Here is a 23,352-nt window from a genome sequence, read left to right as displayed (position 1 = left end):
GCAGGCTCAGTTACCTTCGCGGCGCAGCGCCTGCGGGGTGAAGTCGCGCGGGGTCAGCCTGGCATTGAAGTCGTACATCTTCTCGTTGTTGTCCAGGCCATCGGCGAAGTAGCGCCCCCCCTTGAAGTCGTAGATGGTCTCCAGGGTCGAGCCGAACATCGGTACGTCGTAGTAGCTGATCGGATGCGCCTCCTGCAGGCCGATCAACGCGCCGCTACGGTCATACAGGTCAACGGCGAGAATCTGCCAGCTGTCCTCGTCGAGGTAGAAACGACGCTTGCCATACGGATGGCTGAAGCCAGTGCGCAGATCCGCCTCGACCACCCAGACGCGGTGCAGCTCGTAACGCAGCAATTCCGGATTGATGTGCTTGGCCTGCAAAATCTCGGCATAGGGAATGCCCTTCTGATGCACGGCGTAGCTGTTGTAGGGCACCAGCATCTCGCGCTTGCCCAGCAGTTGCCATTCGTAGCGATCCGGCGCGCCGTTGTAAGAGTCGACCTGGTCGGCGGTGGCCATGCCATTGGTATCAGGCTGCAGGGTATCGTAGGCGAGCATCGGCAGACGGCGCACACGGCGCTCGCCGCGGTTGAAACGCCAGGCCTTGCGAATCGCCAGCACCTGATCGAGGGTCTCTTGCACCACCAGAGCCGAACCAGCCAGCTTGGCCGGGGCCACCACCTTGTACTTGTAATAGAACAGGGTGTTGTCGAGATCCTGCGGGGCAACGCCGTCACGACCATAGAGGAAGTAGACGTCGCGTTCGAGCTTGAGCAGGTTGTAGCTGCCATTGGCGAGCACTGCCGCCTGATTCGTGGCCATGCTGATCTGGTCGCCACGATAACGCATGATGTGGTTCCAGATGGCTTCCTGGCCGTTCTGCGGCAGCGGGAACGGCACGCCGGCAGCGGCGCCCTGCACACCGTTGCCACCGGAAATCAGTTCGGCATTCAGCGCATTGAAGCGTGTCGCGTCGTAGATACGCTGCGGTGCGGCAGCGCTGCGACGGGTCGGGAACACCCGCAGATAGAAGCTGGGATTCTGTTGCAGCAGGGCCTTGAGACCGACCGGCAACTGCTGCTCGTATTGCGCCAGGTTCTGACTGTCGACCCGATACAGCAGTTTGTCGTCGGCGTAGGGATCCGGGTGATGCATGCCCGGCTGATAATTGCCCGGCGGCGTCGCCATGCCACCCTCCCAGGCAGGAATGGTGCCGCTGGCGTTGGCAGCGCGCTCCCCCCCTAACGGGGTCAATTCCTGCCCGAGACGCGCGGCCTGGCTGGGGTCGACCTTGGCCTGAGCCTGAAACGCCAGGGCAGTCAGCAGAAGAATGGAAACCGATCTCAACACAATGCTCTCCTCGCGGCGCCACGACAACGGCACCGCTAATATCTGCACGCCTTGCAGGCGTACTTATCGTTGTTGTGTCTTGCGGTGAGGCGCCGTCCTGGCCGTCGGGTTATCCCGATCTAGTAGTGCATCCTGCTGGTTCTGATTCAGCTCGATCCACCCAAGGATCGCGACGTAATCCTCAGCTCTGGCGCTGGAACTTGAGATCCCATACACCGTGGCCAAGACGCTCGCCACGGCGTTCGAACTTGGTCACCGGGCGCTCTTCAGGGCGCGGCACATAGGTGCCATCGGCAGCCAGGTTGCGGTAGCCAGGCGCAGCGTTCATCACCTCGAGCATGTGCTCAGCATAGTTTTCCCAATCGGTGGCCATGTGCAGTACGCCACCGACCTTCAACTTGCTGCGCACTAGTTCGGCAAAGGCCGGCTGGACGATGCGGCGCTTGTGATGACGCGACTTGTGCCAGGGATCCGGGAAGAACAGCAGCACGCGATCCAGACTGGCGTCAGCCACGCAGTCACGCAGCACTTCCAGGGCATCGCAGCTGTAGACGCGGATGTTGCTCAGGTTCTGCACCATCGCGCCGCTCAGCAGCGCACCGACGCCCGGCTTGTGCACCTCGACGCCGATGAAATCCTGCTCAGGGGCGGCGGCAGCCATCTCCAGGGTGGAATGGCCCATGCCGAAGCCGATCTCGAAGGTACGCGGCGCGCTGCGACCGAACACCTGGTCGAAGTCGCGCAGACCATCTTCCAGCTCCAGGCCGAACAGCGGCCAGCCCTTCTCCAGGCCACGCTGCTGGCCTTCGGTCATGCGCCCGGCACGCATCACGAAGCTCTTGATGGTACGGCGCTGGCGACCGTCTTCGGTCAGTTCGGGCTGTTGGGTATCGGTCATGCTGTGCTCTTGTAGAGTGCTCACGATTCGCGAACGGAAGCCCTGCTTTCAACGCAGCAGGGCCGCCACGCGATGAATCGTCATCCTTAGTTGATCAGGCCAGTCAGCGGCGACGACGCACTGGCATAGAGTTTCTTCGGCATGCGGCCAGCCAGGTAAGCCAGGCGACCGGCTTCCACTGCGTGCTGCATGGCGCGCGCCATGAGAATCGGATCCTCGGCATGGGCGATGGCGCTGTTCATCAGCACCGCTTCACAACCCAGCTCCATGGCGATGGTGGCGTCGGAGGCCGTGCCCACGCCGGCATCGACCAGCACCGGCACCTTGGCCTCTTCGAGGATGATGCGCAGGTTGTACGGGTTGCAGATACCCAGGCCCGAGCCGATCAGGCCGGCCAGCGGCATCACCGCGATGCAACCGATCTCGGCCAGTTGACGGGCGATGATCGGATCGTCGCTGGTGTAAACCATCACGTCGAAACCGTCCTTGACCAGCACTTCTGCGGCCTTGATGGTCTCGATGACGTTGGGAAACAGGGTCTTCTGGTCGGCCAGCACTTCCAGCTTGACCAGGTTGTGGCCATCGAGCAGTTCGCGGGCCAGACGACAGGTGCGCACGGCCTCCACGGCGTCGTAGCAACCGGCGGTGTTCGGCAGGATGGTGTACTTGTCCGGGCTGATCACGTCGAGCAGGTTCGGCTCACCCGGGTTCTGGCCAATGTTGGTGCGACGCACGGCCACGGTGACGATCTCGGCGCCGGAGGCGGCGATCGCGTCGCGGGTCTCGTCCATATCCTTGTACTTGCCGGTACCGACCAGCAGGCGCGACTGGTAAGTACGACCGGCCAGGGTAAAGGGCTTGTCGCTGCGAACTTGGCTCATGGGAAACTCCTCAGAGGGATCAACCGCCGCCGATGGCGTGCACCACTTCCACCTGATCGCCTTCGGCGAGCAGCGTGGTCTCGTGCTGGCTGCGTGGAACGATGTCCAGATTGAGCTCGACCGCCACCCGGCGCCCGGTCAGATCGAGGCGAACCAACAGGTCGGCGACGCTCTGGTTATCCGGCAGTTCGAAGGGTTCACCATTCAACTGGATGCGCATGACGGCTCGGTCACAACTAGGAAGAGGGCCGGCATTCTAGCCCGTTAGCTGGCCACGACCAAGGCTAAAAGGCGCCATTCATCCTCATTTCTGACGCCAGAGTCAGAGTGTGTTTACAAAGCAGCGAGCAAAGGTCAGACAAGGCGAAATCAACCGAAAAAGCGGAGTGTACGAGCTGTACATGAGCATTTTGAGGCTGATTTCAACGCAGTATGGCCGAGCGCAGCAATTTGTAGACACCCTCTCAGCTCAGTTTCCAGGCCGCCAGCCCCAGGCAAACCCAGCCGAACAAGAAGGCCACACCACCGAACGGGGTGATGATGCCCAGCTTGCCGATGCCACTGAGCGTCAGCAGATACAGGCTGCCGGAGAACAGCAGGATGCCCAAGGCGAAGGCAACACCGGCCAGATTGACCAGACGGCCAGGGGCATGTAGCGCCAGCAGGCCAACACCGAACAGGGCCAGCGCATGGATCAGCTGATAGTGCGTACCTGTCTGGAACACCGTCAGGTATTCGGCGCTTAACCTGTGCTTCAGACCATGCGCCGCGAAGGCGCCCAGGGCCACCCCGGTAAAGCCGGCGAAAGCGGATAACAGCAGCCAGAGACGAGCCATGGAACCTCCTGGTGAGATCGACGTGCACGCAGTTTAACCATTGAGCCCGAAGGCGAAATGGTTGTTATTGTCACACCTGCGCGCAATCGTGCGGCTGCTCGGGAATTTCCCCGGCGATTTTTTGTTTTAATAGCGCCACCGCCAATCGTTGCGAGACCCCATGCTCCGAGCCCTGACCCGTCGCCTGCTGAAACTGCTGCTCTGGCTGATGCTGGCCAGCGCACTGCTGGTACTCGCACTGCGCTGGGTACCGCCGCCCGGCACGGCCTTGATGATCGAACGCAAGATCGAATCCTGGGGCGGCGAGCAGCCGCTGCAACTCAAGCGCCAGTGGCGTCAGTGGAACGAGCTACCGGATCACCTGAAGATGGCGGTGATCGCCGCCGAGGATCAGAAGTTCGCCGAACACTGGGGCTTCGACATGGGCGCGATCCAGGCGGCATTGACCCATAACCAGAGCGGTGGCTCGCTGCGCGGCGCCAGCACCCTCAGCCAGCAAGTCGCGAAAAACCTCTTTCTCTGGTCGGGCCGCAGCTGGCTGCGCAAAGGCCTGGAGGCCTGGTTCACCGCACTGATCGAGCTACTCTGGCCCAAGGAACGCATTCTTGAGGTCTATCTCAACAGCGCGGAATGGGGCGATGGCATCTTCGGCGCCGAAGCGGCCGCACAGCATCATTTCGGTGTCGGTGCGCCCTATCTGAATCGTCAGCAGGCCAGCCAACTGGCCGCCGTGCTGCCCAATCCACTGCGCTGGAGCGCAGGCCGCCCGAATGGCTACGTGATTCGCCGCGCCGCCTGGATTCGCCAGCAAATGAATCAGCTGGGTGGCAGTCACTACCTCAACCAGCTCAGGGCGCAGCGCCCGGAGTGGTGGCCGCGCTGGTTGTAGGATGATCGTAGGGTGCGCCATGCGTACCGCATATTCATGCGGATTGCCGGAGGTGCGCACAGCCCCCCTACTCTACAGGCATAAAAAAGCCGCACCTGGGTGCGGCTTTTTCTTTTGCGGCGGGTCAGGCGGCGATACAGCCCTTGAGCTTGTTCATCGCGTTCTTCTCAAGCTGGCGAATCCGCTCGGCCGACACGTTGTACTTGGCGGCCAGGTCGTGCAGCGTCGCTTTGTCCTCGGCCAGCCAGCGCTGGTAGAGAATGTCGCGACTGCGCTCGTCCAGGCTTTCCAGCGCTTCGTGCAGGTTGCTGCTGGAGCTGTCGCTCCAGTCGGCATCTTCGAGCTGACGGGCCGGGTCGTAGCGATGGTCTTCCAGGTAATGCGCAGGCGACTGGAAGGCGCTGTCGTCGTCGGCATCGGCTGCCGGGTCGAACGCCATATCCTGGCCGGTCAGGCGACTTTCCATCTCGCGCACTTCGTGCGGCTCGACGCCCAGGCTTTCGGCCACGGCAGTCACTTCATCGTTGTTCAACCAGGCCAGACGCTTCTTCTGACTGCGCAGGTTGAAGAACAGCTTGCGCTGCGCCTTGGTGGTGGCCACCTTGACGATGCGCCAGTTCTTCAGGATGAACTCGTGGATTTCCGCACGAATCCAGTGCACGGCGAAGGACACCAGGCGCACGCCCATTTCCGGATTGAAGCGCTTGACCGCCTTCATCAGGCCGACGTTGCCTTCCTGGATCAGGTCGGCCTGGGCCAGACCATAACCGGAGTAGCTGCGCGCGATATGCACCACGAAACGCAGGTGGGCCAGCACCATCTGGCGGGCGGCCTCGAGATCCTGCTGGTAGTAGAGATTTTCGGCCAGTTCACGCTCCTGCTCGGGCGTCAGCAGCGGGATGCTGTTAACGGCATGCACATACGCTTCCAGATTGGCGCCTGGAACCAGAGCATGAACAGGTTGCAAGGAAGTGGACATTCGAATCCTCCGATTCACGAAACTCGTGCAGTTTAGCACTGCGCTATCTGATGCAGGGCCTGTGGATAAGTTCCCTGATAGATAGTCAATATCAACCAAAACAATGACTTGTCAGCTTGCGTTCAGCTTCGCTGAATGGCGCCTCAGCGGGGAGCCAGTTCATTGAGGTGACGCGCCACAGCCAACCAGGCGCCAATATAGCCCAACAGCACGGCGCCGAGCAGCAGCGAAAAACCGTCGGACGAAGGTACGCCACCCAGCGCGAAATCGCTACCGTACAAGCCGGCCAAACGTACTACAGCATCGTTCAGCCAATCCAGCCCAAAGGCCAGCAGCAGCCAGGCGAAGATACCGGCGCCGAAACCATACAACGCGCCCATATAAAGGAAGGGACGTCGCACGTAGCCATCGGTTCCACCTACCAGCTTGATCACCTCGATCTCGGCGCGACGGTTCTCGATGTGCAGGCGGATGGTGTTACCAATCACCAGCAGCAGCGCCAGGATCAACAACAGGCTGAGGCCGAAGACGAAGCGATCACCCAGCTTGAGGATCGCGGTCAGGCGCTCGACCCAGACCAGATCGAGCTGCGCCTGCTCCACCTTCGGCAACTCCGCCAGACGTTGGCGCAGTGCCTCCAGCTTGGCCTTGTCAACTTCCTTGGGCGTTACCAGCACCACGCCTGGCAGCGGATTCTCTGGCAACTCCTTCAGCGCCTGGCCAAGGCCGGACAGCTGCTGGAACTCTTCCAGCGCCTGCTCGCGACTGATCCACTCGGCTTCGGATACGTCATCCATAGCCGCGATCTGCTCGCGCAGTGCCTGGCCATCGCGCTCGCCAGCGGACATGTCGAGGAACAGGGAAATCTGCGCCGCACGCTGCCAGGAGCCGCCGAGCTTCTCGACGTTGTCCAGCAGCAGCGACAGGCCCATGGGCAGGCTCAACGCCACGGCCATCACCAGGCAGGTGAAGAAACTGCCGATGGGCTGGCGCGCCAGACGGCGCAGGCTATCGACCAGGCTGGCGCGGTGGCTTTCCAGCCAGGCATTGAGCAGGGTACGAAAATCCGGCTCATCCGCCGGGCCATCCACCACCTTGTTACGCGGCGCCGCGCCGACACGTTCGGCCGGTTGCGGCGTAGGCATTTTCGATGCGCTCATCAGGCAGCCTCCCCATCACCGATCAGGCGACCACGTTGCAGGGTGAGCATGCGCTGGCGCATGCGCGCGATCAGCGCCAGGTCGTGGCTGGCAATCAGCACCGTGGTTCCCAGCTGGTTGATGTCTTCGAACACGCCCATGATCTCGGCAGCCAGGCGCGGGTCGAGGTTACCGGTGGGTTCGTCGGCCAGCAGCAGAGCTGGGCGATGGACGATGGCACGGGCAATGCCGACGCGCTGTTGCTGGCCAGTGGACAGATCACCCGGTGACTGCGCCGCCTTGTCGCTGAGGCTGACGCGCTCCAGCGCGGCACCGACACGCTTGGCGATCTCCGGCTTGGACAGACCGAGGATCTGCAGCGGCAATGCGACGTTGTCGAACACGGTGCGGTCGAACAGCAGTTGATGGTTCTGGAACACCACGCCGATCTGCCGGCGCAGGAAGGGAATCTGCGCATTGGTGATGGTCGACAGATCCTGCCCGGCCAGCAGCAACTTGCCGCTGGTGGGCCGCTCCATCGCCAGCAGCAGGCGCAGCAGCGTGCTCTTGCCAGCACCGGAGTGGCCGGTGACAAAGAGAAATTCGCCGGGGCGAACGCGGAAGCTCAGCTCGTGCAGCCCGACATGACCATTGGGGTAACGCTTGGCGACCTGCTCGAATCGGATCATGCCCGCTCACGCTCCTCGAAGAGTGCCTGGACGAAAGCCTGCGCCTCGAATGGACGCAGGTCATCGATACCCTCGCCCACGCCGATGTAGCGAATCGGCAGACCGAACTGCTTGGCCAGGGCGAAGATGACGCCACCTTTGGCGGTGCCATCGAGCTTGGTCAGTGCCAGACCGGTGAGGTTCACCGTCTGGTTGAACTGTTTGGCCTGACTGATCGCGTTCTGGCCGGTGCCGGCATCGAGCACCAGCAGCACTTCGTGCGGCGCCGTCTCGTCCAGCTTGCCGATAACCCGACGCACCTTCTTCAGCTCTTCCATCAGGTTGTCTTTGGTATGCAGGCGGCCGGCGGTGTCGGCGATCAGCACATCAACGCCGCGCGACTTGGCGGCCTGCACCGCATCGAAGATCACCGAAGCCGAATCGGCGCCGGTGTGCTGGGCGATCACCGCGATGTTGTTGCGTTCACCCCAGACCTGCAGCTGCTCCACGGCAGCAGCGCGGAAGGTATCACCTGCAGCGAGCATGACCTTCTTGCCTTCAAGCTGGAGTTTCTTGGCCAGCTTGCCGATGGTGGTGGTTTTGCCGGCACCGTTCACACCGACGACAAGAATCACGTAGGGCTGCCTGGCCGCGTCGATGACCAGCGGCTGCTCGACCGGTTTGAGCAGGGTCACCAACTCTTCCTGCAGCGCCTTGTACAACGCACCGCTATCGGCCAGCTCCTTGCGCGCCACGCGCTTGGTCAGGTTACCGATGATGGTGGTGGTCGCCTCGACGCCCACATCGGCGGTCAGCAGGCGAGTTTCCAGATCGTCGAGCAGGTCGTCGTCGATGGCCTTCTTGCCGAGGAACAGGCTGGCCATGCCTTCGCCGAGGCTGGCACTGGTCTTGCTCAGCCCCTGCTTGAGGCGGGCGAAGAAACCGGGTCTTTCCTGCGTGGCCGGCGCAGCGACGGGAGCCGGCGGCGTCACCACCGGCGCGGGCACGACCTCGACGATGGGCTCGGGCACCACTGGCGGCTCTTCGGCAACCATAGGGGCAGGCGCTTCGACAACCGCAGGCTCTGGCTGCGGTGGCTGCTCAAGAGCGACAGAGGCTGGAGCCTCAGGCTCGATAGCTGGATCTGCAGCCGGTGTTTGCTCGGGAGCCGGCGGCTCGGCAGGTTCCGCCGCTGACTCGAGCGGCTCGACGGGCGCAGCCACAGGCTGAACCGGCTCGGCAGGGGTATCTGCCGGTTTCTTGCGCCACCAGCTGAACAGAGATTTCTTTTCTTCGGTCACAGGCGGGGTCTGCGCGCCAGCCTCGGCCGGCGACTTCTTGTCGTCATTGGAACCAAACATGGGTCGCTTGCATCTCAGGGGAGCGGACAGCTAACAGGCTGTAAAGCCTTGCCGCGCCGCCCCGGAAAAGGATGGGGTATCCTAGCACCTCTTCGCCCGCCGGCGGTACGACCGCCCAGGCTATCCGACAGGTCTGACTTTCGATGAATGCCATTGCCCGCCGTTCCCTCGGCCTGCTGTTCGGCGCCCTTTGCGTGCCACTCGCGGCCTTCGCTTCTCCCGCTCAACCCACCCACGAATTCGAACTGGACAACGGCCTCAAGGTCATCGTCCGCGAGGATCACCGTGCGCCCGTGGTGGTCTCGCAAATCTGGTACAAGGTCGGCTCCAGCTACGAGACGCCCGGTTCCACCGGCCTGTCTCATGCGCTGGAACACATGATGTTCAAGGGCAGCCGCAAGTTCGGCCCCGGCGAAGCCTCGCGCATCCTGCGCGAACTGGGCGCCGAGGAGAACGCCTTCACCAGCGACGACTACACCGCTTATTACCAGGTGCTGGCCAGTGATCGTCTGGGCGTGGCCCTGGAGCTGGAAGCCGATCGCCTCGCCAGCCTGAAACTGCCGGCAGATGAATTCGACAAGGAAATCGAAGTTATCAAGGAAGAGCGCCGCCTGCGCACCGACGACCGCCCTTCCTCATTGGCTTACGAACGCTTCAAGGCAATGGCCTACCCGGCCAGCGGCTACAACATCCCGACCATCGGTTGGATGGCGGATCTGCAGCGCATGCAGATCGACGAGCTGCGCGCCTGGTATCAGAAGTGGTACGCACCGAACAACGCCACCCTGGTGGTGGTCGGGGACGTCAGCGTCGATGAGGTCAAGACTCAGGTTCAGCGCTACTTCGGCGACATCCCGCGCCGCGAAGTGCCGACCGCCAAGCTGCCGCTGGAGCTGGCTGCACCGGGTGAACGACGCATCACGCTGTATCTCAAGACCCAGTTGCCGAGCCTGATCATGGGCTTCAACGTACCAGGCATGGCCACTGCCGAAACGCCACGCCAGGTCTATGCCCTGCGTCTGGCCGCTGCCCTGCTCGATGGCGGCTACAGCGCACGCCTGTCCACGCGACTGGAGCGTGGCGAAGAGCTCGTTTCCGGCGCCAGCGCCTGGTACAACGCCTTCCCCCGTGGTGACAGCCTGTTCATCCTCTCGGCTACGCCCAACGTGCAGAAGGGCAGAACCCTGGAGCAAGCCGAAGCCGGTCTGTGGCGCGAGCTGGAGGAACTGAAGAAGGCCCCGCCGTCCGCTGCCGAGCTGGCACGCGTACGCGCTCAAGTCATCGCCGGCCTGGTCTACGAGCGCGACTCGATCACCAGCCAGGCCACCAGCATCGGCCAACTGGAAACCGTCGGCCTGTCCTGGCAACTCACCGATCAGGAGCTGACCGAGCTGGAAGCCGTGACCCCGGCCGATATCCAGCAGGCCGCCCGCACCTTCTTCGTCCGCGACCGCCTGAGCGTCGCCCACGTTCTGCCCGAAGAGTCCCGTCATGAGGAGTCCCGCCATGAAGACTGAGCACCGCCGCCTGGGCCTGCTCGGCCTGGTTCTGTCCAGCGCACTGGTGCTGGGCGCCTGCGCCAACCTCTCTGACAATGCGCCGACGGGCGATGCAGCCAAATTGCAGTCCCTGGCCGCACTCGACGGCAAGGCGCCAACCCGCCGCACCCTGGAGATCCAGACCTGGAACACCACGCAAGGCGCCAAGGTGCTGTTCGTCGAAGCACATGAGCTGCCGATGTTCGACCTGCGCCTGACCTTCGCCGCCGGCAGCAGCCAGGACGGCGACGTGCCGGGCCTAGCCACCCTGACCAACGCCATGCTCAACGAAGGCGTGCCAGGCAAGGATGTCGGCGCCATCGCCGCCGGTTTCGAAGGCCTCGGCGCCGAATTCGGCAATGGCGCCTACCGCGACATGGCCGTGGCCAGCCTGCGCAGCCTTAGTGCACAGGAACAACGTGAGCCGGCACTGGCCCTGTTCGCCGAGGTGTTGGGCAAGCCCACCTTCCCCGCCGACTCGCTGGCACGGATCAAGAACCAGTTGCTCGCCGGCTTCGAGTTCCAGAAGCAGAACCCAGGCAAGCTGGCCAGTCTGGAGCTGTTCGAGCGCCTGTACGGCAAACACCCCTACGCCCACCCCAGCGACGGCACAGCCCAGTCGATTCCGGCGATCAGCCGCCAGCAACTGCAGGCTTTCCATGCTCGCGCCTACACGGCCGGCAATGCGGTAATCGCGCTGGTCGGCGACCTGTCACGCGCCGAAGCCGAGGCCATCGCCAATCAGGTGTCGGCTGCCTTGCCGAAGGGCCCGGCACTGGCGAACATCGCCCAGCCACAAACGCCGAAGGCCGGCGCCAGCCATATCGAATATCCGTCCAACCAGACCCACCTGCTGATCGCCCAACTCGGCATCGACCGCCGCGACCCGGACTACGCTGCGCTGTACCTGGGCAATCAGATCTTCGGTGGCGGCGGTTTCGGCACACGCCTGATGAGCGAAGTGCGCGAAAAGCGCGGTCTGACCTATGGCGTCTACTCCGGCTTCAGCGCCATGCAGGCGCGTGGCCCGTTCATGATCAACCTGCAGACCCGTGCCGAGCTCAGCGAGGGCACTCTGAAACTGGTCAAGCAACTGCTCACCGACTACCTGCGTGACGGCCCCACTCAACAAGAGCTGGACAATGCCAAACGCGAGCTGGCCGGCAGCTTCCCGCTGTCCACCGCGAGCAATGCCGCTATCGTCGGGCAGTTGGCCTCGATGGGCTTCTACGACCTGCCCTTGAGCTACCTGGACGATTTCATGCGTGACGTGCAGAGCCTCACGACCGAGCAGGTGAAAGCGGCAATGGCCAAGCATCTCGACCCGGAAGCACTGGTGGTGGTCACTGCCGGTCCGACAGTGGCGCAGAAAGAACTGCCGCCGCCCACCGACCGCCCGGCCGAACAGACCAGCACGGTGCCGCACTGATGCGCGCACGCACACCGCAGAAATCGGCCGCCAAAGCTCATGGCGGCCAGGGTCAGTTGCGCATCATCGGTGGTGAGTGGCGTTCGCGGCGCTTCGCCTTCCCCGACGGGCCGGGCCTGCGCCCGACCCCGGATCGTGTGCGCGAAACCCTGTTCAACTGGCTGGCGCCTTATGTCGAGGGCGCCCATGTGCTCGACCCCTTCGCCGGTAGCGGTGCACTGCTGCTCGAAGCCCTGTCGCGCGGTGCCGCCAGCGGCCTGGCCTGCGACCTGAATCCAGCATCGGTTGCGGCATTGCGTGAGCACCTGGCGACATTGCAGTGCAGCAATGGCGAAATTCAGCTGGGCGACGCCCTGCAATTGCTGGCCCGCCCGGCACCGCGTCATTTCGATATCGCCCTGCTCGACCCGCCATTCCACAAGGATCTGCTGCAGGACGCCTGCACGCTGCTGGAGACGCAGGGCTGGCTGGCCGATAACGCCTGGGTCTATACCGAAAGCGAGACGACGCCTTCGACACTGGGCCTGCCCGGCAACTGGCGTCTGCACCGCGAAAAGCACACCGGCCAGGTGCATTACGCACTGTGGCAAAGAAACGCGTAGGGCGGACTCAGGAGCGCCAGCGAACAGTCCGCCTGGTTCATGCCACAAAGCCCCCTCTCTAGCACCTGCGTCATGAGAGACTCCGCAACGGCGTACTGCTTCGCGAGTACGCCCTACCCCAGAATAACGACCGACCACCTGATGAACACCGACTTTCGCCCCGCCTGGTGGCTCCCCGGCCCGCATCTGCAGACGCTGTGGAACCCCTTCTGTCGCAAGCCGCCGCAACTCGAACGGCAGCGCGAACGGCTGTGGCTGGACGACGGCGATTTTCTCGACCTCGACTGGCATGGCCCGCACGACGCCCATGCACCGCTGGTGCTGGTGCTGCATGGCCTGACAGGTAGTTCCAGCTCACTCTACGTGCTGGGCCTGCAACAGAAACTGGCCGCACGCGGCTGGGCCAGCGCAGCGCTGAACTGGCGCGGCTGCTCGGGCGAACCCAACCTGCTGCCGCGTGGCTACCACTCCGGTGCCAGCGAGGATCTGGCTTCGGCCGTGGCACATCTGCGCGCGCAACGACCGATGGCGCCGCTGTACGCCGTTGGCTATTCGCTGGGCGGCAACGTACTGCTCAAGTATCTGGGCGAAAGCGGCCCACAGAGCCAGTTGCAGGGCGCTGTGGCAGTGTCGGTGCCGTTTCGCCTGGATCAGTGCGCCGATCGTATCGGCCTGGGTTTCTCACGGGTGTACCAGGCGCACTTCATGCGCGAGATGGTCGCCTATGTGAACAACAAGCAGCGCCTGTTCACCGAACAGGGGCAGAGCGAGCGCCTGTCGGTGCTGGAGCGTCTCGGCCCGCTGGACGGCATGCGCACCTTCTGGGATTTCGACGGCCGCATCACCGCGCCGCTGCACGGTTTCGCCGATGCCCACGATTACTACCGCCGGGCGTCCAGCCGCTTCTACCTGGGCGACATTCGTACGCGGACGCTGATCATCCAGGCCGAAGACGACCCCTTCATCTTCCGCCACAGCCTGCCCGAAGCCAGAGAACTGGCGCCCGGTACAGAGTTCGAGCTGCATGCCAAGGGTGGCCATGTTGGCTTCGTCGAAGGTAGCCCGCGCCAGCCGGGTTATTACCTGGAGCGGCGTATCCCGCAGTGGCTGGCGAGCCACGGATAATCGCGGCTGAAGCCGCTCCTACGCGGACTGCATCCGGGCTATAGCGGCACCGAAGCAATCACCCCAGCACCTGCTCCAGCGGCACATGCAGCCGGGCATACAGCGCTTCGACCGCCTCGCGTGCCGAGGGCGCGATGTAGCCCCCCTCCAACGCCAGCACCTGATAGATACCTCGGCGCAGCATGTCCTGGCTGAGGTTGTCCGGGTTGGCCCCGGCGGTGCAGAGAAAGCGCACCCAGGAAGTCATGATGATCCAGCTGTTGAGCGTCAGCGCCTCGATCTGCGCCGGATTCATCAGCAGGATGCCCGCCTCGACGAACCCCTGATAAATCGATTGCGCGCCCACCAGACAGCGCCGCGCGAAGGCACGGTAGCGCTCAGCCAGTTCGGCGTCGGAATCCAGCAGGTGTTCCAGATCGCGGTGCAGGAAGCGGTAGTGCCACATCGCTGCCAGCAATGCTTCCAGATAGAAGGTCTTGTCCTCCACCGTCAGCGCGCGACCTTCGGGCAGACGCAGGAAGCTGTCGACCTGCGCTTCGTATTGAGCGAACAGCTCAGCGATGATCACCTGCTTGTTGCGGAAGTGGTAATACAGATTGCCCGGCGACATGCCCAGGTGCGCAGCGATGTGGTTGGTGGTGACGTTGCGCTCGCCCTGGCTGTTGAACAGGGCCAGGCTCTCGGCAACGATGCGGTCGCGGGTCTTGGGTGGCGCCATGACGCAGCTCGATCTCGACTTCAAAAGTGGCAAAGGTACAGGCGAAACAGCCGAAGTGTTACCCCCGGATGCACCGCACACGCTGCAGCAGGCCTTTGGTTAGGGTGCAGCGAGGACAGCGACGCGGCATCCTATTTGACACATTAGAGTAATTGCTCTAAAAATCCAGCTCAGTCTTCCCAAGCAGCCCGCTGGAACGTCGAGGAGAAACCCAATGGTCGCCGACATCGCCTACCTGCAGCACAGCCAACAGCAGATCAACCAGCTGGACAGCGTCTTCGCCCTGCAGCGTTCTGCCTTTGCTGCCAACCCGATGCCGTCGGCCGAACAACGCATCCAGTGGCTGAAATCCCTGAGCGAGCTGCTGACTCAGCAGCAGGATGCACTGGTGGCAGCGATCTCCAGCGACTTCAGCAACCGCTCGGCTGATGAAACCCTGCTCGCCGAGCTGATGCCCAGCCTGCATGGCATCCATTACGCGAGCAAACGCATCAAGAAGTGGATGAAACCCTCGCGACGCAGCGTCGGCATGCAGTTCATGCCCGCCTCGGCCAAGGTCATTTACCAGCCGCTGGGCGTGGTCGGCATCATCGTGCCGTGGAACTACCCGCTGTTTCTCGCCATCGGCCCGCTGACCGGTGCACTGGCCGCCGGCAACCGGGTGATGATCAAGATGAGCGAGTCCACCCCGGCCACCTCGCAACTGGTCAAGGATCTGCTGGCGCGCATCTTCCCCGAGGACCTGGTCAGCGTCGTTCTGGGCGAGGCGGAAGTCGGCATGGCATTCTCCAAGCTGCCGTTCGACCACCTGCTGTTCACCGGTGCCACCAGCATCGGCAAGCACGTGATGCGCGCCGCCGCCGAGAACCTGACCCCGGTGACCCTGGAACTGGGCGGCAAGTCGCCGGCCATCGTCTCCGCCGACGTGCCGCTGGCGGACGCCGCCGAGCGCATCGCCTTCGGTAAGACCCTCAATGCCGGACAGACCTGCGTGGCGCCGGACTACGTGCTGGTGCCGCGTGACCGCATCGACGGTTTCGTCAGCGCCTACCGCGAGGTGGTGCAGCGCTTCTATCCGCAGCTCAAGGACAACCCGGACTACACCGCGATCATCAACGAACGCCAGCTGGCACGCCTCAACGGCTACCTGCAGGACGCCGAGGCCAAGGGCGCGCGCATCGTTGCGCTCTACCCCGAAGCGCAGGGCCGGCGCCTGCCACAGAGCCTGGTGCTGGACGTCAATGACGACATGAAGCTGATGCAGGACGAGATCTTCGGCCCACTGCTGCCGGTGGTGCCCTACGACCGTATCGAAGATGCCTTCGCCTACGTCAATGCGCGCCCTCGCCCGCTGGCGCTGTACTACTTCGGCTACGACAAGCGCGAGCAACAGCGCGTGCTGCACGAAACCCACTCCGGCGGCGTGTGCCTGAACGACACCCTGCTGCACGTGGCCCAGGACGACATGCCGTTCGGCGGCGTCGGCCCGTCGGGCATGGGTCACTACCACGGCCACGAAGGCTTCCTGACCTTCAGCAAGGCCAAGGGCGTGTTCATCAAGCAGCGCTTCAATGCCGCGCGGCTGATCTACCCGCCGTATGGCAAGTCGATCCAGAAGCTGGTCTACAAGCTGTTCGTACGCTGATCAACGCGGGCACCGCCCGTATACGCCTGGTGATAACAACAATGAACGACACCACCCTCCACGCGCCGCAGCTGTCGCGGCGCAGCCTGCTCAAGGTCGGCCTGATGGGCACGGCGCTGCTCGGCACAGCCGGACTGACCGCCACGCTCAGCGGCTGCTCGGCCAGCACGCCGGCCAATGGTTACCTGATCCTGCGCAGCAGCGACCTGCCGTTTCTGCGTGCGCTGATTCCAGTGATGCTCGATGGCGCCGTCAGCACCGAGCAGATGCCGCAGGCCATCGACGGCACGCTGAAGAGCCTCGACAACAGCCTGGCGCATCTGTCGCCGGAGATGCTGAAACTTACCGTGCAGCTGTTCGACGTGCTGGCGCTGCCCATCACCCGCGGCCCGCTGACCGGGGTCTGGGGCAGTTGGGACAAGGCCAGCGGCGATGACGTGCGGCAGTTCCTCAAGCGCTGGCAGAACAGCAGCCTGAGCCTGCTGCGCATGGGCCATGCCTCGCTGCTGCAACTGGTGATGATGGCTTGGTACAGCCGCCAGGAAGCCTGGGCGCATTGCGGCTACCCCGGACCGCCCACGGTCTGAAGACGTGCCGCGGATTCCGTAGGGTGCGCCATGCGCACCACAAAACGGGGTTGCGCCTCGGTGCGCGCGGCGCACCCTACCCGCCCTGCCTCGCTGGCGGTGAATGACAAGAAGAGAGCCTGAAATGCCTGTACCCGATCTTTTCAAGCAAGGCCTGGCCAAGGGCTGGAAGACATACGACGGTTCGCGCCTGGAAAACGACCTGACTCTGGAGGCCGATGTCGCCATCGTCGGCAGCGGCGCCGGCGGTGGTACCACCGCAGAGATTCTCAGCGCCGCCGGCTACAAGGTGCTGCTGATCGAGGAAGGCCCGCTGAAGACCAGCGACGACTTCAAGATGCAGGAGGCCGAGGCCTACCCGAATCTCTATCAGGAAGGCATCGGCCGCATGAGCAAGGACGGCGCCATTACCATCCTGCAGGGCCGTGCCGTGGGGGGCACCACGCTGATCAACTGGACCAGCAGCTTCCGCACGCCGCCGCAAACCCTGGCGCACTGGGCCGAGACCCATGGTGTGAAGGGCCACGATGTGGCGTCCATGGCGCCCTGGTTCGAGAAGATGGAGCAGCGCCTGGGCGTCGCTCCCTGGGTGGTGCCGCCTAATGCCAACAACGAGGTAATCCGCACTGGCTGCGACAAGCTCGGCTATCACTGGGCGGTGATCCCGCGCAACGTGCGCGGCTGCTGGAACCTCGGCTACTGCGGCATGGGCTGCCCGACCAACGCCAAGCAGTCGATGCTGGTGACCACTATCCCTGCCACCCTGGATGCGGGCGGCGAGTTGCTCTACCTGGCACGCGCCGACAAGCTGGTAATCGAAGGTGACAAGGTGGTCGGCATCGACTGCCTGGGCATGGACGAGCGCTGCGTGGCGCCCACCGGCAAGCGCATCCGGGTCAAGGCGCGGCATTACGTGCTGGCCGGCGGTGGCATCAACACCCCCGGCATCCTGCTGCGCTCCGAGGTACCCGATCCGCACAAGCGCGTCGGCCGGCGCACCTACCTGCACCTGGTGAACTTCTCCGCGGCGCAGTTCGAGCAAGTGATCAATCCCTTCTACGGCGCACCACAGTCGCTCTACTCCGATCACTTCCAATGGGACGACGGCACCAGCGGGCGGCTGTCCTACAAGCTGGAAGTACCGCCGTTGCAACCGGCGCTGACCGCCACCCTGCTCGGCGAGTTCGGCCGCGAGAATGCCCTGCGCATGGAACAGTTGCCGCACACCAACGTGATGCTCGCCCTGCTGCGCGACGGCTTCCATCCGGACAGCGCCGAAGGCCGTGTGGAACTGCGCGGCGACGGCAGCCCGGTGCTCGACTACCAGATGACCGACTACACCTGGGACGGCGTGCGCCGCGCCTTCCTGACCATGGCCGAAATCCAGTTCGCGGCCGGGGCCAAGGCGGTGATGCCGATGCACGCCGATGCCGGCTACGTGAAGACGTGGAAGGAGGCCAAAGGCCTGATCGAGCAGCTCGATCTCGCGCTGTACCGCACCCGTCTCGGCAGCGCCCACGTCATGGGCGGCTGTGCCATGGGCGAAGACCCGCAGCAGGCAGTGGTCGACAGCCTGGGTCGCCATCACCAGCTCGGCAACCTGTCGATCCACGATGGTTCGCTGTTCCCCACCAGCATCGGCGCCAACCCGCAACTGTCGATCTACGGGCTGACCTCGAAACTCGCCACCTTGCTGGCCGAACGCCTGAAGGCCTGATATGAGCAAGCTGATCGGCTTTCTGTTGGTGGTGGCCGGCATCATCCACCTGCTGCCAGCAGTCGGCGTGCTCGGCGGTGAGCGCCTCAATGCACTGTATGGCCTGGCCCTGGACGAGCCGAACCTGCAGATACTGATGCGCCACCGCGCGGTGCTGTTCGGCTTGCTGGGCGCCCTGCTGCTGGCGGCAGCGTTCATTCCGACGCTGCGCAGCGCGGCCCTGATCGGCGGGTTGATCAGCGTGCTCGCCTTTCTCCTGCTGGCATGGAGCGCCCCCGTCTACAACGAGGCTTTGCGCCGCGTGGTGATCGCCGACTGGATCGCCCTCGCCTGCCTGATACCGGCACTGCTGCTGCACCTGCGCAGCCATTGAGCTTTCGTCACGCTTGGCCGCGAGGGAAACGCTGCGCTACCATCCGCGACTCTTGCCGCCTCGAACAGGACGAAGCGATGAATCGAGTGTTGTACCCGGGTACCTTCGACCCCATCACCAAAGGCCATGGCGACCTGGTCGAACGCGCCTCGCGGTTGTTCGACCACGTCATCATCGCCGTCGCCGCCAGCCCCAAGAAGAACCCGCTGTTCCCGCTGGAACAACGCGTCGAGCTGGCCCGCGAGGTGACCAAGCATCTGCCGAACGTCGAAGTGGTGGGTTTCTCCTCGCTGCTGGCGCACTTCGTCAAGGAACAGAACGCCAATGTGTTCCTGCGCGGCCTGCGCGCGGTATCTGACTTCGAGTACGAGTTTCAGCTGGCCAACATGAACCGCCAACTGGCGCCGGACGTCGAGAGCCTGTTCCTCACCCCGTCGGAGAAATACTCGTTCATCTCCTCGACCCTGGTACGCGAAATCGCCGCCCTGGGGGGCGATATCTCCAAGTTCGTTCACCCGGCCGTCGCCGACGCCCTGAACGAGCGCTTCCGCAAGAGCTGAAGCCAAGGCACCGTAGGGTGCGCCATGCGCACCTGATGGCCGCGGCAGTCTCACGGTGCACGACAAGGCCGCATGGCGCCCCTGCCGGTAATCCGGCACAATTCGCAGCATCGTTGCCCGTAAAGTGTCGAAGCCAGCGCCTCGACAGGAGTTGCCCCATGTCCCTGATCATCACCGACGATTGCATCAACTGCGACGTCTGCGAACCCGAGTGCCCCAACGGCGCCATTTCCCAGGGTGAGGAGATCTACGTGATCGACCCCAACCTGTGCACCGAATGCGTCGGCCACTACGACGAGCCGCAATGCCAGCAGGTGTGCCCGGTGGACTGCATCCCGCTCGACGAGAACAACGTCGAGAGCAAGGATGAACTGATGCACAAATACCGCATCATCACCGGCAAGGCCTGACCCTCCCGGGGAGGCCGCCGGTCTCCCGCGCGCCACATACGTTCTGCCCTCGCCCAAGCCAGGCTGTTAAGCTTCCAGCTTCTTTTAGCCGCCTCTGGTAGATCGCATGTTGCGCAAACTCCTGCTATCGACCCTGCTGCTCGGCGCCAGCCTGCTGGCCCAGGCAGCCCCGCAGCAACCCGCCATTGCCACTGCCCACCCCGCCGCCACGGCCGCCGCGCAGCAGATGCTCGACGCTGGCGGTAACGCCTTCGATGCCGCCATCGCCGCCAGCGCTGCACTGGCCGTGGTCGAGCCCTACGGTTCGGGCCTCGGTGGTGGCGGCTTCTTCCTGCTGAGCAGTGCCGGCGACACGGCGGGCTATGACTTCCTCGATGCCCGTGAACGCGCGCCGCTGGAGGCCAAGCCGAATCTCTACGTGCGCGACGGCCAGGTGCAGCGCGAGCTGTCGCTCAATGGCGCACTGGCTGCCGCCATTCCAGGGCTGCCGGCGGCACTGGTCGAGCTGGCCGAACACCACGGCCGCTTGCCGCTGAAAACCAGCCTGGCACCGGCAATCCGCCTGGCCAATGAGGGCTTCGCGGTCGATCGCGTCTACCGCGAACGCGCGTCCTGGCGCCTGGCTGCGCTGCGTGACGATGCCGAAAGTGCCAAGCTGTTCCTCGACCAGGGTGACATCCCCGCTGAAGGTCAGCTGCTGCGCCAGACCGACCTCGCGGCCACTCTGCAGGCGCTGGCCGAACGGGGCCGCGAGGGCTTCTACAACGGCCCCGTGGCCGAACGCCTGGTCACGGGCGTGCGCCATGCCGGTGGCATCTGGACGCTCGATGATCTGCGCGAGTACCGCATCGTCCGCCGTGAACCGCTGCGTTTCGCCCTCGAAGACGGCCGCGAGCTGATCAGCGCACCGCCCCCCTCGGCCGGTGGCGTGGCCCTGGCACAGAGCCTGGCGATGCTCGAGCAATTGCCCTGGCGCGACGCCGAACCGGTGCAACGCGTGCACTATGTGGTCGAGGCGCTGCGTCGCGCTTACCGCGACCGCGGCCTGCTGGGCGACCCGGACTTCGTGCAAAACCCGCTGGAGCAACTGCTCTCGCCGGGACACCTGGCGGTACTCGCCGGCAGCATCGACCCCGAACGAGCCACTCCCAGTTCCAGCCTGCCGCCTGCCGGCACCTGGCACGAAGGCGACCACACCACCCACTTCGCCGTGCTCGATGCCGAAGGCAATGCGGTCGCGGCCACGCTGTCGATCAACCTGCCGTTCGGCGCAGCCTTCACCGTGCCCGGCACTGGCGTGCTACTCAACGACGAGATGGACGACTTCGCCGCCGACGTACAGGGCGCCAACGCATACGGCCTGGCCGGCAGCCAGGCCAACGCGATTGCCGGCGGCAAGCGGCCGCTGTCGTCAATGAGCCCGAGCTTCATCGAGAGCAGCGACGAATTCACCGCCTTCGGCACCCCTGGCGGCAGCCGCATCCCGAGCATGGTGCTGCTGTCGATGCTCGAATACCTGGACGACAAGCCCATCGAGCGCTGGCCGGCGGTGGCACGCTACCACCACCAGTTCCTGCCCGATGTGATCGAGCATGAGCCGGACACCTTCAGCGATGAGCAGGTCGCCGAGCTGCAACGGCGCGGTTATGAACTCAAACGCCTGGATCGGCAGTACGGCAACCAGCAGGTGCTGTTCTGGGACAAGGTCAGCGGCGAGGTGCAGGCAGCAAGCGATCCGCGCGGGATCGGCACCGCAGTTCCACGAGCCTCGGACGAAGGCTCGGACTGAGCGAGTCAGGAGAGCCTGATCAGGCTCTCCTGCTCATCACCGAACTTGCGCAGCTCACGGAACAAGGCCTGCTCGCTGCCCAGCATCAGCACGTTGCGCAGGCTCTGGAAGATACGACTAGCATAGCCCAGGTCATTCATCAGCGAGCTGGTCTGCAGGCCATCGAGATGACCGTAACGTACCTCGGCGAACAGCCGCTGGCGGAACTGTGCATCGAAGTCTGCCGCCTGCTCGTCGAGCCAGCGCAGGCGTGATTGCCACATGTCGTCAGGCATGTCAGAGCGCGCCAGCTCGCGCACCTCATGCAAGGTCGCGAGCAGATGGCGGCGTAGCTCCACATAGGCCTCACGCACCGCCGACGGTGGCGCGTCGAGGTAATGGCCAAGGTTCTTCTGCAGGTGCTTGGCATCCTTGACCGCGTCCACCAGTTGCAGCGCCGCCAGCTGGCAACTGACCCAGAATTGCTGGTGCGCCTCGTCCATCGGCAGTTCCATGCGCCCCATGAAACTCAACAGGTCGCTATACACGCCCTTGATGTGAAACTGGTAGAGGTGCTCGGCATCGAAGCCACCCTGTGCGGGCTTGGCCTGCAACACCCGCTCATCCCCCTTGGCCTGCGCCAGTTGATCGACCGGCAGATACAACGCATGGCAGATCACTTCCAGGCTCAAGCGCCCGAGGTGGCCCAGCTCCTGCACCACCGCGCCGGACGCCGCATCGACCGAATCCAGAGCGCGCTCGTTCAGATAACGGGCACGGGTGCGCTCGGGTTCGGCCACCCGCTCGGGCGCCAGTTCGGTAATCAACACCTGCGGTTCGACGCGCTCCGGCAGCCAGCGGATCAGGTACTGCGCCAGGTGCCCCTGCAACGGCCAGAACAGCACCACGCCCATGGCATTGAACAGGGTGTGGAACATCGCCAACTGGATCAGGCTGTTGCCTCCCAGGCCCATGGGCTCGGCCAAGGCATGCACCAGCCAGGTCAGCGGGCCGAGCAGGCAGAAGGCGATAACACCGGTGGTGACGTTGAACAGCACATGAGCCAGCGCCAGACGCTGACCACTGCGATTACCGCCCAGCGAACCGACGAAGGCGGTGGTCACGCTGCTGCCGATGTTCGAACCAATGGCGATGGCCAGACTTTGCCCCAGCTCCAGCTGGCCACTGGCCAATGCCGCCAACGTCAGCATCAGCGTGGCGTGGCTCGATTGCAGCACCACCGTGATGGCCATGCCGATGGCGGTGAACAGCAGAGCACCGCGCAGCCCACCCTCCTGATAACCGGTCATGTCCAGGCCATCGCCGAAGCTGGCGAAGCCTTCCTTGATCTGGTCGATGCCGAGAAAGATGAACGCGATCCCCAGTACGATGCGCCCGGCCGCCTTGCTCTTGGGCCCGAAGAAACCCGCCAGCACGCCGAACACCAGCAGTGGCAGCGCCAATGGACTGAGGCTGAGGTTCTGCCCCGCCAGCGCCAGCAGCCAGATACCGCTGGTGGCCCCCAGGTTGGCACCGAACAGAATGGCGATACCGCCGGCCAGCTGGATCAGCCCGGTGCTGATGAAGGCGATGGTCAGCAGCGATACCAGGGTGCTGGACTGCAGCAACAGGGTGCCGCCGACACCGAACAGCAGGCTCTTGAACGGCGTCGAGGTGCTGCTCCCGAGTATCTGCTCCAGCTTGCTGCCGGCCAGTTGGCGCAGCCCTTCCTCCAGGCATTGCATGCCGAACAGGAAGATCGCCAGCCCCGCGCACAGTTGCAGCCAGCCCTGGCTGAACCAGAACGAGGCGATCAGCCCCGACACCACCAGCAACACCATCACCCAGCGCAGGTACTTCATTACCACCGTTGCATCCT

Annotated in this window: 23 protein-coding genes; 12 read left to right on the top strand and 11 right to left on the bottom strand. The window is 64.0% G+C overall.

Annotation, left to right across the window (positions count from 1 at the left end; all coding sequences use genetic code 11):
- Positions 1-6: 6 nt before the first annotated feature.
- The 5 genes from C7A17_RS13215 to C7A17_RS13195 form a co-directional block, all read right to left on the bottom strand.
- Positions 7-1,350, bottom strand: coding sequence for a DUF1329 domain-containing protein (locus tag C7A17_RS13215; RefSeq protein WP_106738469.1), 1,344 nt, complete (start codon positions 1,348-1,350; stop codon positions 7-9).
- A gap of 181 nt (positions 1,351-1,531) precedes the next feature.
- Entirely contained in the window at positions 1,532-2,248 is a 717-nt protein-coding gene (trmB, locus tag C7A17_RS13210; RefSeq protein ID WP_106738468.1) for a tRNA (guanosine(46)-N7)-methyltransferase TrmB, read from the bottom strand.
- A gap of 86 nt (positions 2,249-2,334) precedes the next feature.
- Positions 2,335-3,129 carry a thiazole synthase gene (locus C7A17_RS13205; RefSeq protein ID WP_106738467.1) on the bottom strand — a complete coding sequence of 265 codons (795 nt, stop codon included), beginning with the start codon at positions 3,127-3,129 and terminating at the stop codon, positions 2,335-2,337.
- 19 nt (positions 3,130-3,148) lie between these two features.
- Positions 3,149-3,349 carry a sulfur carrier protein ThiS gene (gene thiS, locus C7A17_RS13200; RefSeq protein ID WP_106738466.1) on the bottom strand — a complete coding sequence of 67 codons (201 nt, stop codon included), beginning with the start codon at positions 3,347-3,349 and terminating at the stop codon, positions 3,149-3,151.
- Between the two features lie 244 nt (positions 3,350-3,593).
- Positions 3,594-3,965, bottom strand: a complete 372-nt coding sequence (locus C7A17_RS13195) for a DUF423 domain-containing protein (protein ID WP_106738465.1) — start codon at positions 3,963-3,965, stop codon at positions 3,594-3,596.
- Positions 3,966-4,125: 160 nt separating this feature from the next.
- Here C7A17_RS13195 and mtgA point away from each other — a divergent pair, with 160 nt between their 5' ends.
- Entirely contained in the window at positions 4,126-4,854 is a 729-nt protein-coding gene (gene mtgA / locus C7A17_RS13190; protein ID WP_106738464.1) for a monofunctional biosynthetic peptidoglycan transglycosylase, read from the top strand.
- 124 nt (positions 4,855-4,978) lie between these two features.
- On the opposite strand, the gene rpoH is transcribed toward mtgA, so the two are convergent.
- From rpoH to ftsY, 4 genes are all read right to left on the bottom strand, one after another.
- Entirely contained in the window at positions 4,979-5,833 is an 855-nt protein-coding gene (gene rpoH / locus C7A17_RS13185) for an RNA polymerase sigma factor RpoH (protein ID WP_106738463.1), read from the bottom strand.
- 143 nt (positions 5,834-5,976) lie between these two features.
- Positions 5,977-6,993: a permease-like cell division protein FtsX gene (gene ftsX / locus C7A17_RS13180; RefSeq protein WP_106738462.1), complete on the bottom strand. Its 1,017-nt coding sequence runs from the start codon at positions 6,991-6,993 to the stop codon at positions 5,977-5,979.
- Complete coding sequence (ftsE, locus tag C7A17_RS13175) at positions 6,993-7,661, bottom strand: cell division ATP-binding protein FtsE (protein ID WP_037005342.1); 669 nt, start codon at positions 7,659-7,661, stop codon at positions 6,993-6,995. The genes ftsX and ftsE overlap by 1 nt, the downstream gene beginning before the upstream one ends.
- On the bottom strand, positions 7,658-9,001 hold the full coding sequence (gene ftsY / locus C7A17_RS13170; RefSeq protein WP_106738461.1) for a signal recognition particle-docking protein FtsY: 1,344 nt from the start codon (positions 8,999-9,001) through the stop codon (positions 7,658-7,660). Before ftsY ends, ftsE begins: the two co-directional genes overlap by 4 nt.
- Positions 9,002-9,144: 143 nt before the next feature.
- Between ftsY and C7A17_RS13165 the strand changes: the two genes are divergently transcribed.
- From C7A17_RS13165 to C7A17_RS13150, 4 genes are all read left to right on the top strand, one after another.
- The gene (locus tag C7A17_RS13165; protein ID WP_106738460.1) at positions 9,145-10,518 is read left to right on the top strand and encodes a M16 family metallopeptidase; all 1,374 of its coding nucleotides are present in this window, start codon (positions 9,145-9,147) and stop codon (positions 10,516-10,518) included.
- Positions 10,508-11,968, top strand: a complete 1,461-nt coding sequence (locus C7A17_RS13160) for a M16 family metallopeptidase (protein ID WP_106738459.1) — start codon at positions 10,508-10,510, stop codon at positions 11,966-11,968. Before C7A17_RS13165 ends, C7A17_RS13160 begins: the two co-directional genes overlap by 11 nt.
- Complete coding sequence (gene rsmD / locus C7A17_RS13155; protein WP_106738458.1) at positions 11,968-12,570, top strand: 16S rRNA (guanine(966)-N(2))-methyltransferase RsmD; 603 nt, start codon at positions 11,968-11,970, stop codon at positions 12,568-12,570. The genes C7A17_RS13160 and rsmD overlap by 1 nt, the downstream gene beginning before the upstream one ends.
- 141 nt (positions 12,571-12,711) lie before the next feature.
- On the top strand, positions 12,712-13,695 hold the full coding sequence (locus tag C7A17_RS13150; RefSeq protein WP_106738457.1) for a hydrolase: 984 nt from the start codon (positions 12,712-12,714) through the stop codon (positions 13,693-13,695).
- Between the two features lie 58 nt (positions 13,696-13,753).
- Here the strand turns inward: C7A17_RS13150 and C7A17_RS13145 are convergent, their stop codons facing one another.
- Positions 13,754-14,413 (bottom strand): TetR/AcrR family transcriptional regulator, encoded by a 660-nt coding sequence (locus C7A17_RS13145; protein WP_106738456.1) that lies wholly within the window; start codon positions 14,411-14,413, stop codon positions 13,754-13,756.
- Positions 14,414-14,627: 214 nt separating this feature from the next.
- On the opposite strand from C7A17_RS13145, the gene C7A17_RS13140 reads away from it, so the two are divergent.
- The 7 genes from C7A17_RS13140 to ggt all read left to right on the top strand — a co-directional run bounded on the left by C7A17_RS13140 (position 14,628) and on the right by ggt (position 21,494).
- On the top strand, positions 14,628-16,058 hold the full coding sequence (locus tag C7A17_RS13140) for a coniferyl aldehyde dehydrogenase (RefSeq protein ID WP_106738455.1): 1,431 nt from the start codon (positions 14,628-14,630) through the stop codon (positions 16,056-16,058).
- Positions 16,059-16,099: 41 nt separating this feature from the next.
- Positions 16,100-16,645, top strand: a complete 546-nt coding sequence (locus C7A17_RS13135) for a twin-arginine translocation pathway signal protein (protein WP_106738454.1) — start codon at positions 16,100-16,102, stop codon at positions 16,643-16,645.
- A 124-nt stretch (positions 16,646-16,769) separates the two neighbouring features.
- Positions 16,770-18,362 (top strand): GMC family oxidoreductase, encoded by a 1,593-nt coding sequence (locus C7A17_RS13130; protein WP_106738453.1) that lies wholly within the window; start codon positions 16,770-16,772, stop codon positions 18,360-18,362.
- 1 nt (position 18,363) lies between these two features.
- Positions 18,364-18,735, top strand: a complete 372-nt coding sequence (locus tag C7A17_RS13125) for a phosphopantetheine adenylyltransferase (protein ID WP_106738452.1) — start codon at positions 18,364-18,366, stop codon at positions 18,733-18,735.
- 77 nt (positions 18,736-18,812) lie between these two features.
- Entirely contained in the window at positions 18,813-19,295 is a 483-nt protein-coding gene (gene coaD / locus C7A17_RS13120; protein WP_106738451.1) for a pantetheine-phosphate adenylyltransferase, read from the top strand.
- A gap of 158 nt (positions 19,296-19,453) precedes the next feature.
- Positions 19,454-19,705 (top strand): YfhL family 4Fe-4S dicluster ferredoxin, encoded by a 252-nt coding sequence (locus C7A17_RS13115; protein WP_003464019.1) that lies wholly within the window; start codon positions 19,454-19,456, stop codon positions 19,703-19,705.
- A 106-nt stretch (positions 19,706-19,811) separates the two neighbouring features.
- Positions 19,812-21,494 carry a gamma-glutamyltransferase gene (gene ggt / locus C7A17_RS13110; protein WP_106738450.1) on the top strand — a complete coding sequence of 561 codons (1,683 nt, stop codon included), beginning with the start codon at positions 19,812-19,814 and terminating at the stop codon, positions 21,492-21,494.
- Between the two features lie 5 nt (positions 21,495-21,499).
- Here ggt and C7A17_RS13105 read toward each other — a convergent pair whose 3' ends face one another.
- Complete coding sequence (locus C7A17_RS13105; protein WP_106738449.1) at positions 21,500-23,335, bottom strand: Na/Pi cotransporter family protein; 1,836 nt, start codon at positions 23,333-23,335, stop codon at positions 21,500-21,502.
- Between the last annotated feature and the right edge of the window lie 17 nt (positions 23,336-23,352).

This window comes from Pseudomonas mendocina (genome assembly GCF_003008615.1).
In the GTDB taxonomy this organism is placed as follows: domain Bacteria; phylum Pseudomonadota; class Gammaproteobacteria; order Pseudomonadales; family Pseudomonadaceae; genus Aquipseudomonas; species Aquipseudomonas mendocina_C.
This window is presented reverse-complemented; position numbering and strand designations above follow the sequence as displayed.

Coding starts and splice junctions, on each gene's coding strand:
- trmB (WP_106738468.1), bottom strand. CDS start 2,248: ATGACCGATACCCAACAGCCCGAACTGACCGAAGACGGTCGCCAGCGC.
- C7A17_RS13205 (WP_106738467.1), bottom strand. CDS start 3,129: ATGAGCCAAGTTCGCAGCGACAAGCCCTTTACCCTGGCCGGTCGTACT.
- thiS (WP_106738466.1), bottom strand. CDS start 3,349: ATGCGCATCCAGTTGAATGGTGAACCCTTCGAACTGCCGGATAACCAG.
- C7A17_RS13195 (WP_106738465.1), bottom strand. CDS start 3,965: ATGGCTCGTCTCTGGCTGCTGTTATCCGCTTTCGCCGGCTTTACCGGG.
- mtgA (WP_106738464.1), top strand. CDS start 4,126: ATGCTCCGAGCCCTGACCCGTCGCCTGCTGAAACTGCTGCTCTGGCTG.
- rpoH (WP_106738463.1), bottom strand. CDS start 5,833: ATGTCCACTTCCTTGCAACCTGTTCATGCTCTGGTTCCAGGCGCCAAT.
- ftsX (WP_106738462.1), bottom strand. CDS start 6,993: ATGAGCGCATCGAAAATGCCTACGCCGCAACCGGCCGAACGTGTCGGC.
- ftsE (WP_037005342.1), bottom strand. CDS start 7,661: ATGATCCGATTCGAGCAGGTCGCCAAGCGTTACCCCAATGGTCATGTC.
- ftsY (WP_106738461.1), bottom strand. CDS start 9,001: ATGTTTGGTTCCAATGACGACAAGAAGTCGCCGGCCGAGGCTGGCGCG.
- C7A17_RS13165 (WP_106738460.1), top strand. CDS start 9,145: ATGAATGCCATTGCCCGCCGTTCCCTCGGCCTGCTGTTCGGCGCCCTT.
- C7A17_RS13160 (WP_106738459.1), top strand. CDS start 10,508: ATGAAGACTGAGCACCGCCGCCTGGGCCTGCTCGGCCTGGTTCTGTCC.
- rsmD (WP_106738458.1), top strand. CDS start 11,968: ATGCGCGCACGCACACCGCAGAAATCGGCCGCCAAAGCTCATGGCGGC.
- C7A17_RS13150 (WP_106738457.1), top strand. CDS start 12,712: ATGAACACCGACTTTCGCCCCGCCTGGTGGCTCCCCGGCCCGCATCTG.
- C7A17_RS13145 (WP_106738456.1), bottom strand. CDS start 14,413: ATGGCGCCACCCAAGACCCGCGACCGCATCGTTGCCGAGAGCCTGGCC.
- C7A17_RS13140 (WP_106738455.1), top strand. CDS start 14,628: ATGGTCGCCGACATCGCCTACCTGCAGCACAGCCAACAGCAGATCAAC.
- C7A17_RS13135 (WP_106738454.1), top strand. CDS start 16,100: ATGAACGACACCACCCTCCACGCGCCGCAGCTGTCGCGGCGCAGCCTG.
- C7A17_RS13130 (WP_106738453.1), top strand. CDS start 16,770: ATGCCTGTACCCGATCTTTTCAAGCAAGGCCTGGCCAAGGGCTGGAAG.
- C7A17_RS13125 (WP_106738452.1), top strand. CDS start 18,364: ATGAGCAAGCTGATCGGCTTTCTGTTGGTGGTGGCCGGCATCATCCAC.
- coaD (WP_106738451.1), top strand. CDS start 18,813: ATGAATCGAGTGTTGTACCCGGGTACCTTCGACCCCATCACCAAAGGC.
- C7A17_RS13115 (WP_003464019.1), top strand. CDS start 19,454: ATGTCCCTGATCATCACCGACGATTGCATCAACTGCGACGTCTGCGAA.
- ggt (WP_106738450.1), top strand. CDS start 19,812: ATGTTGCGCAAACTCCTGCTATCGACCCTGCTGCTCGGCGCCAGCCTG.
- C7A17_RS13105 (WP_106738449.1), bottom strand. CDS start 23,335: ATGAAGTACCTGCGCTGGGTGATGGTGTTGCTGGTGGTGTCGGGGCTG.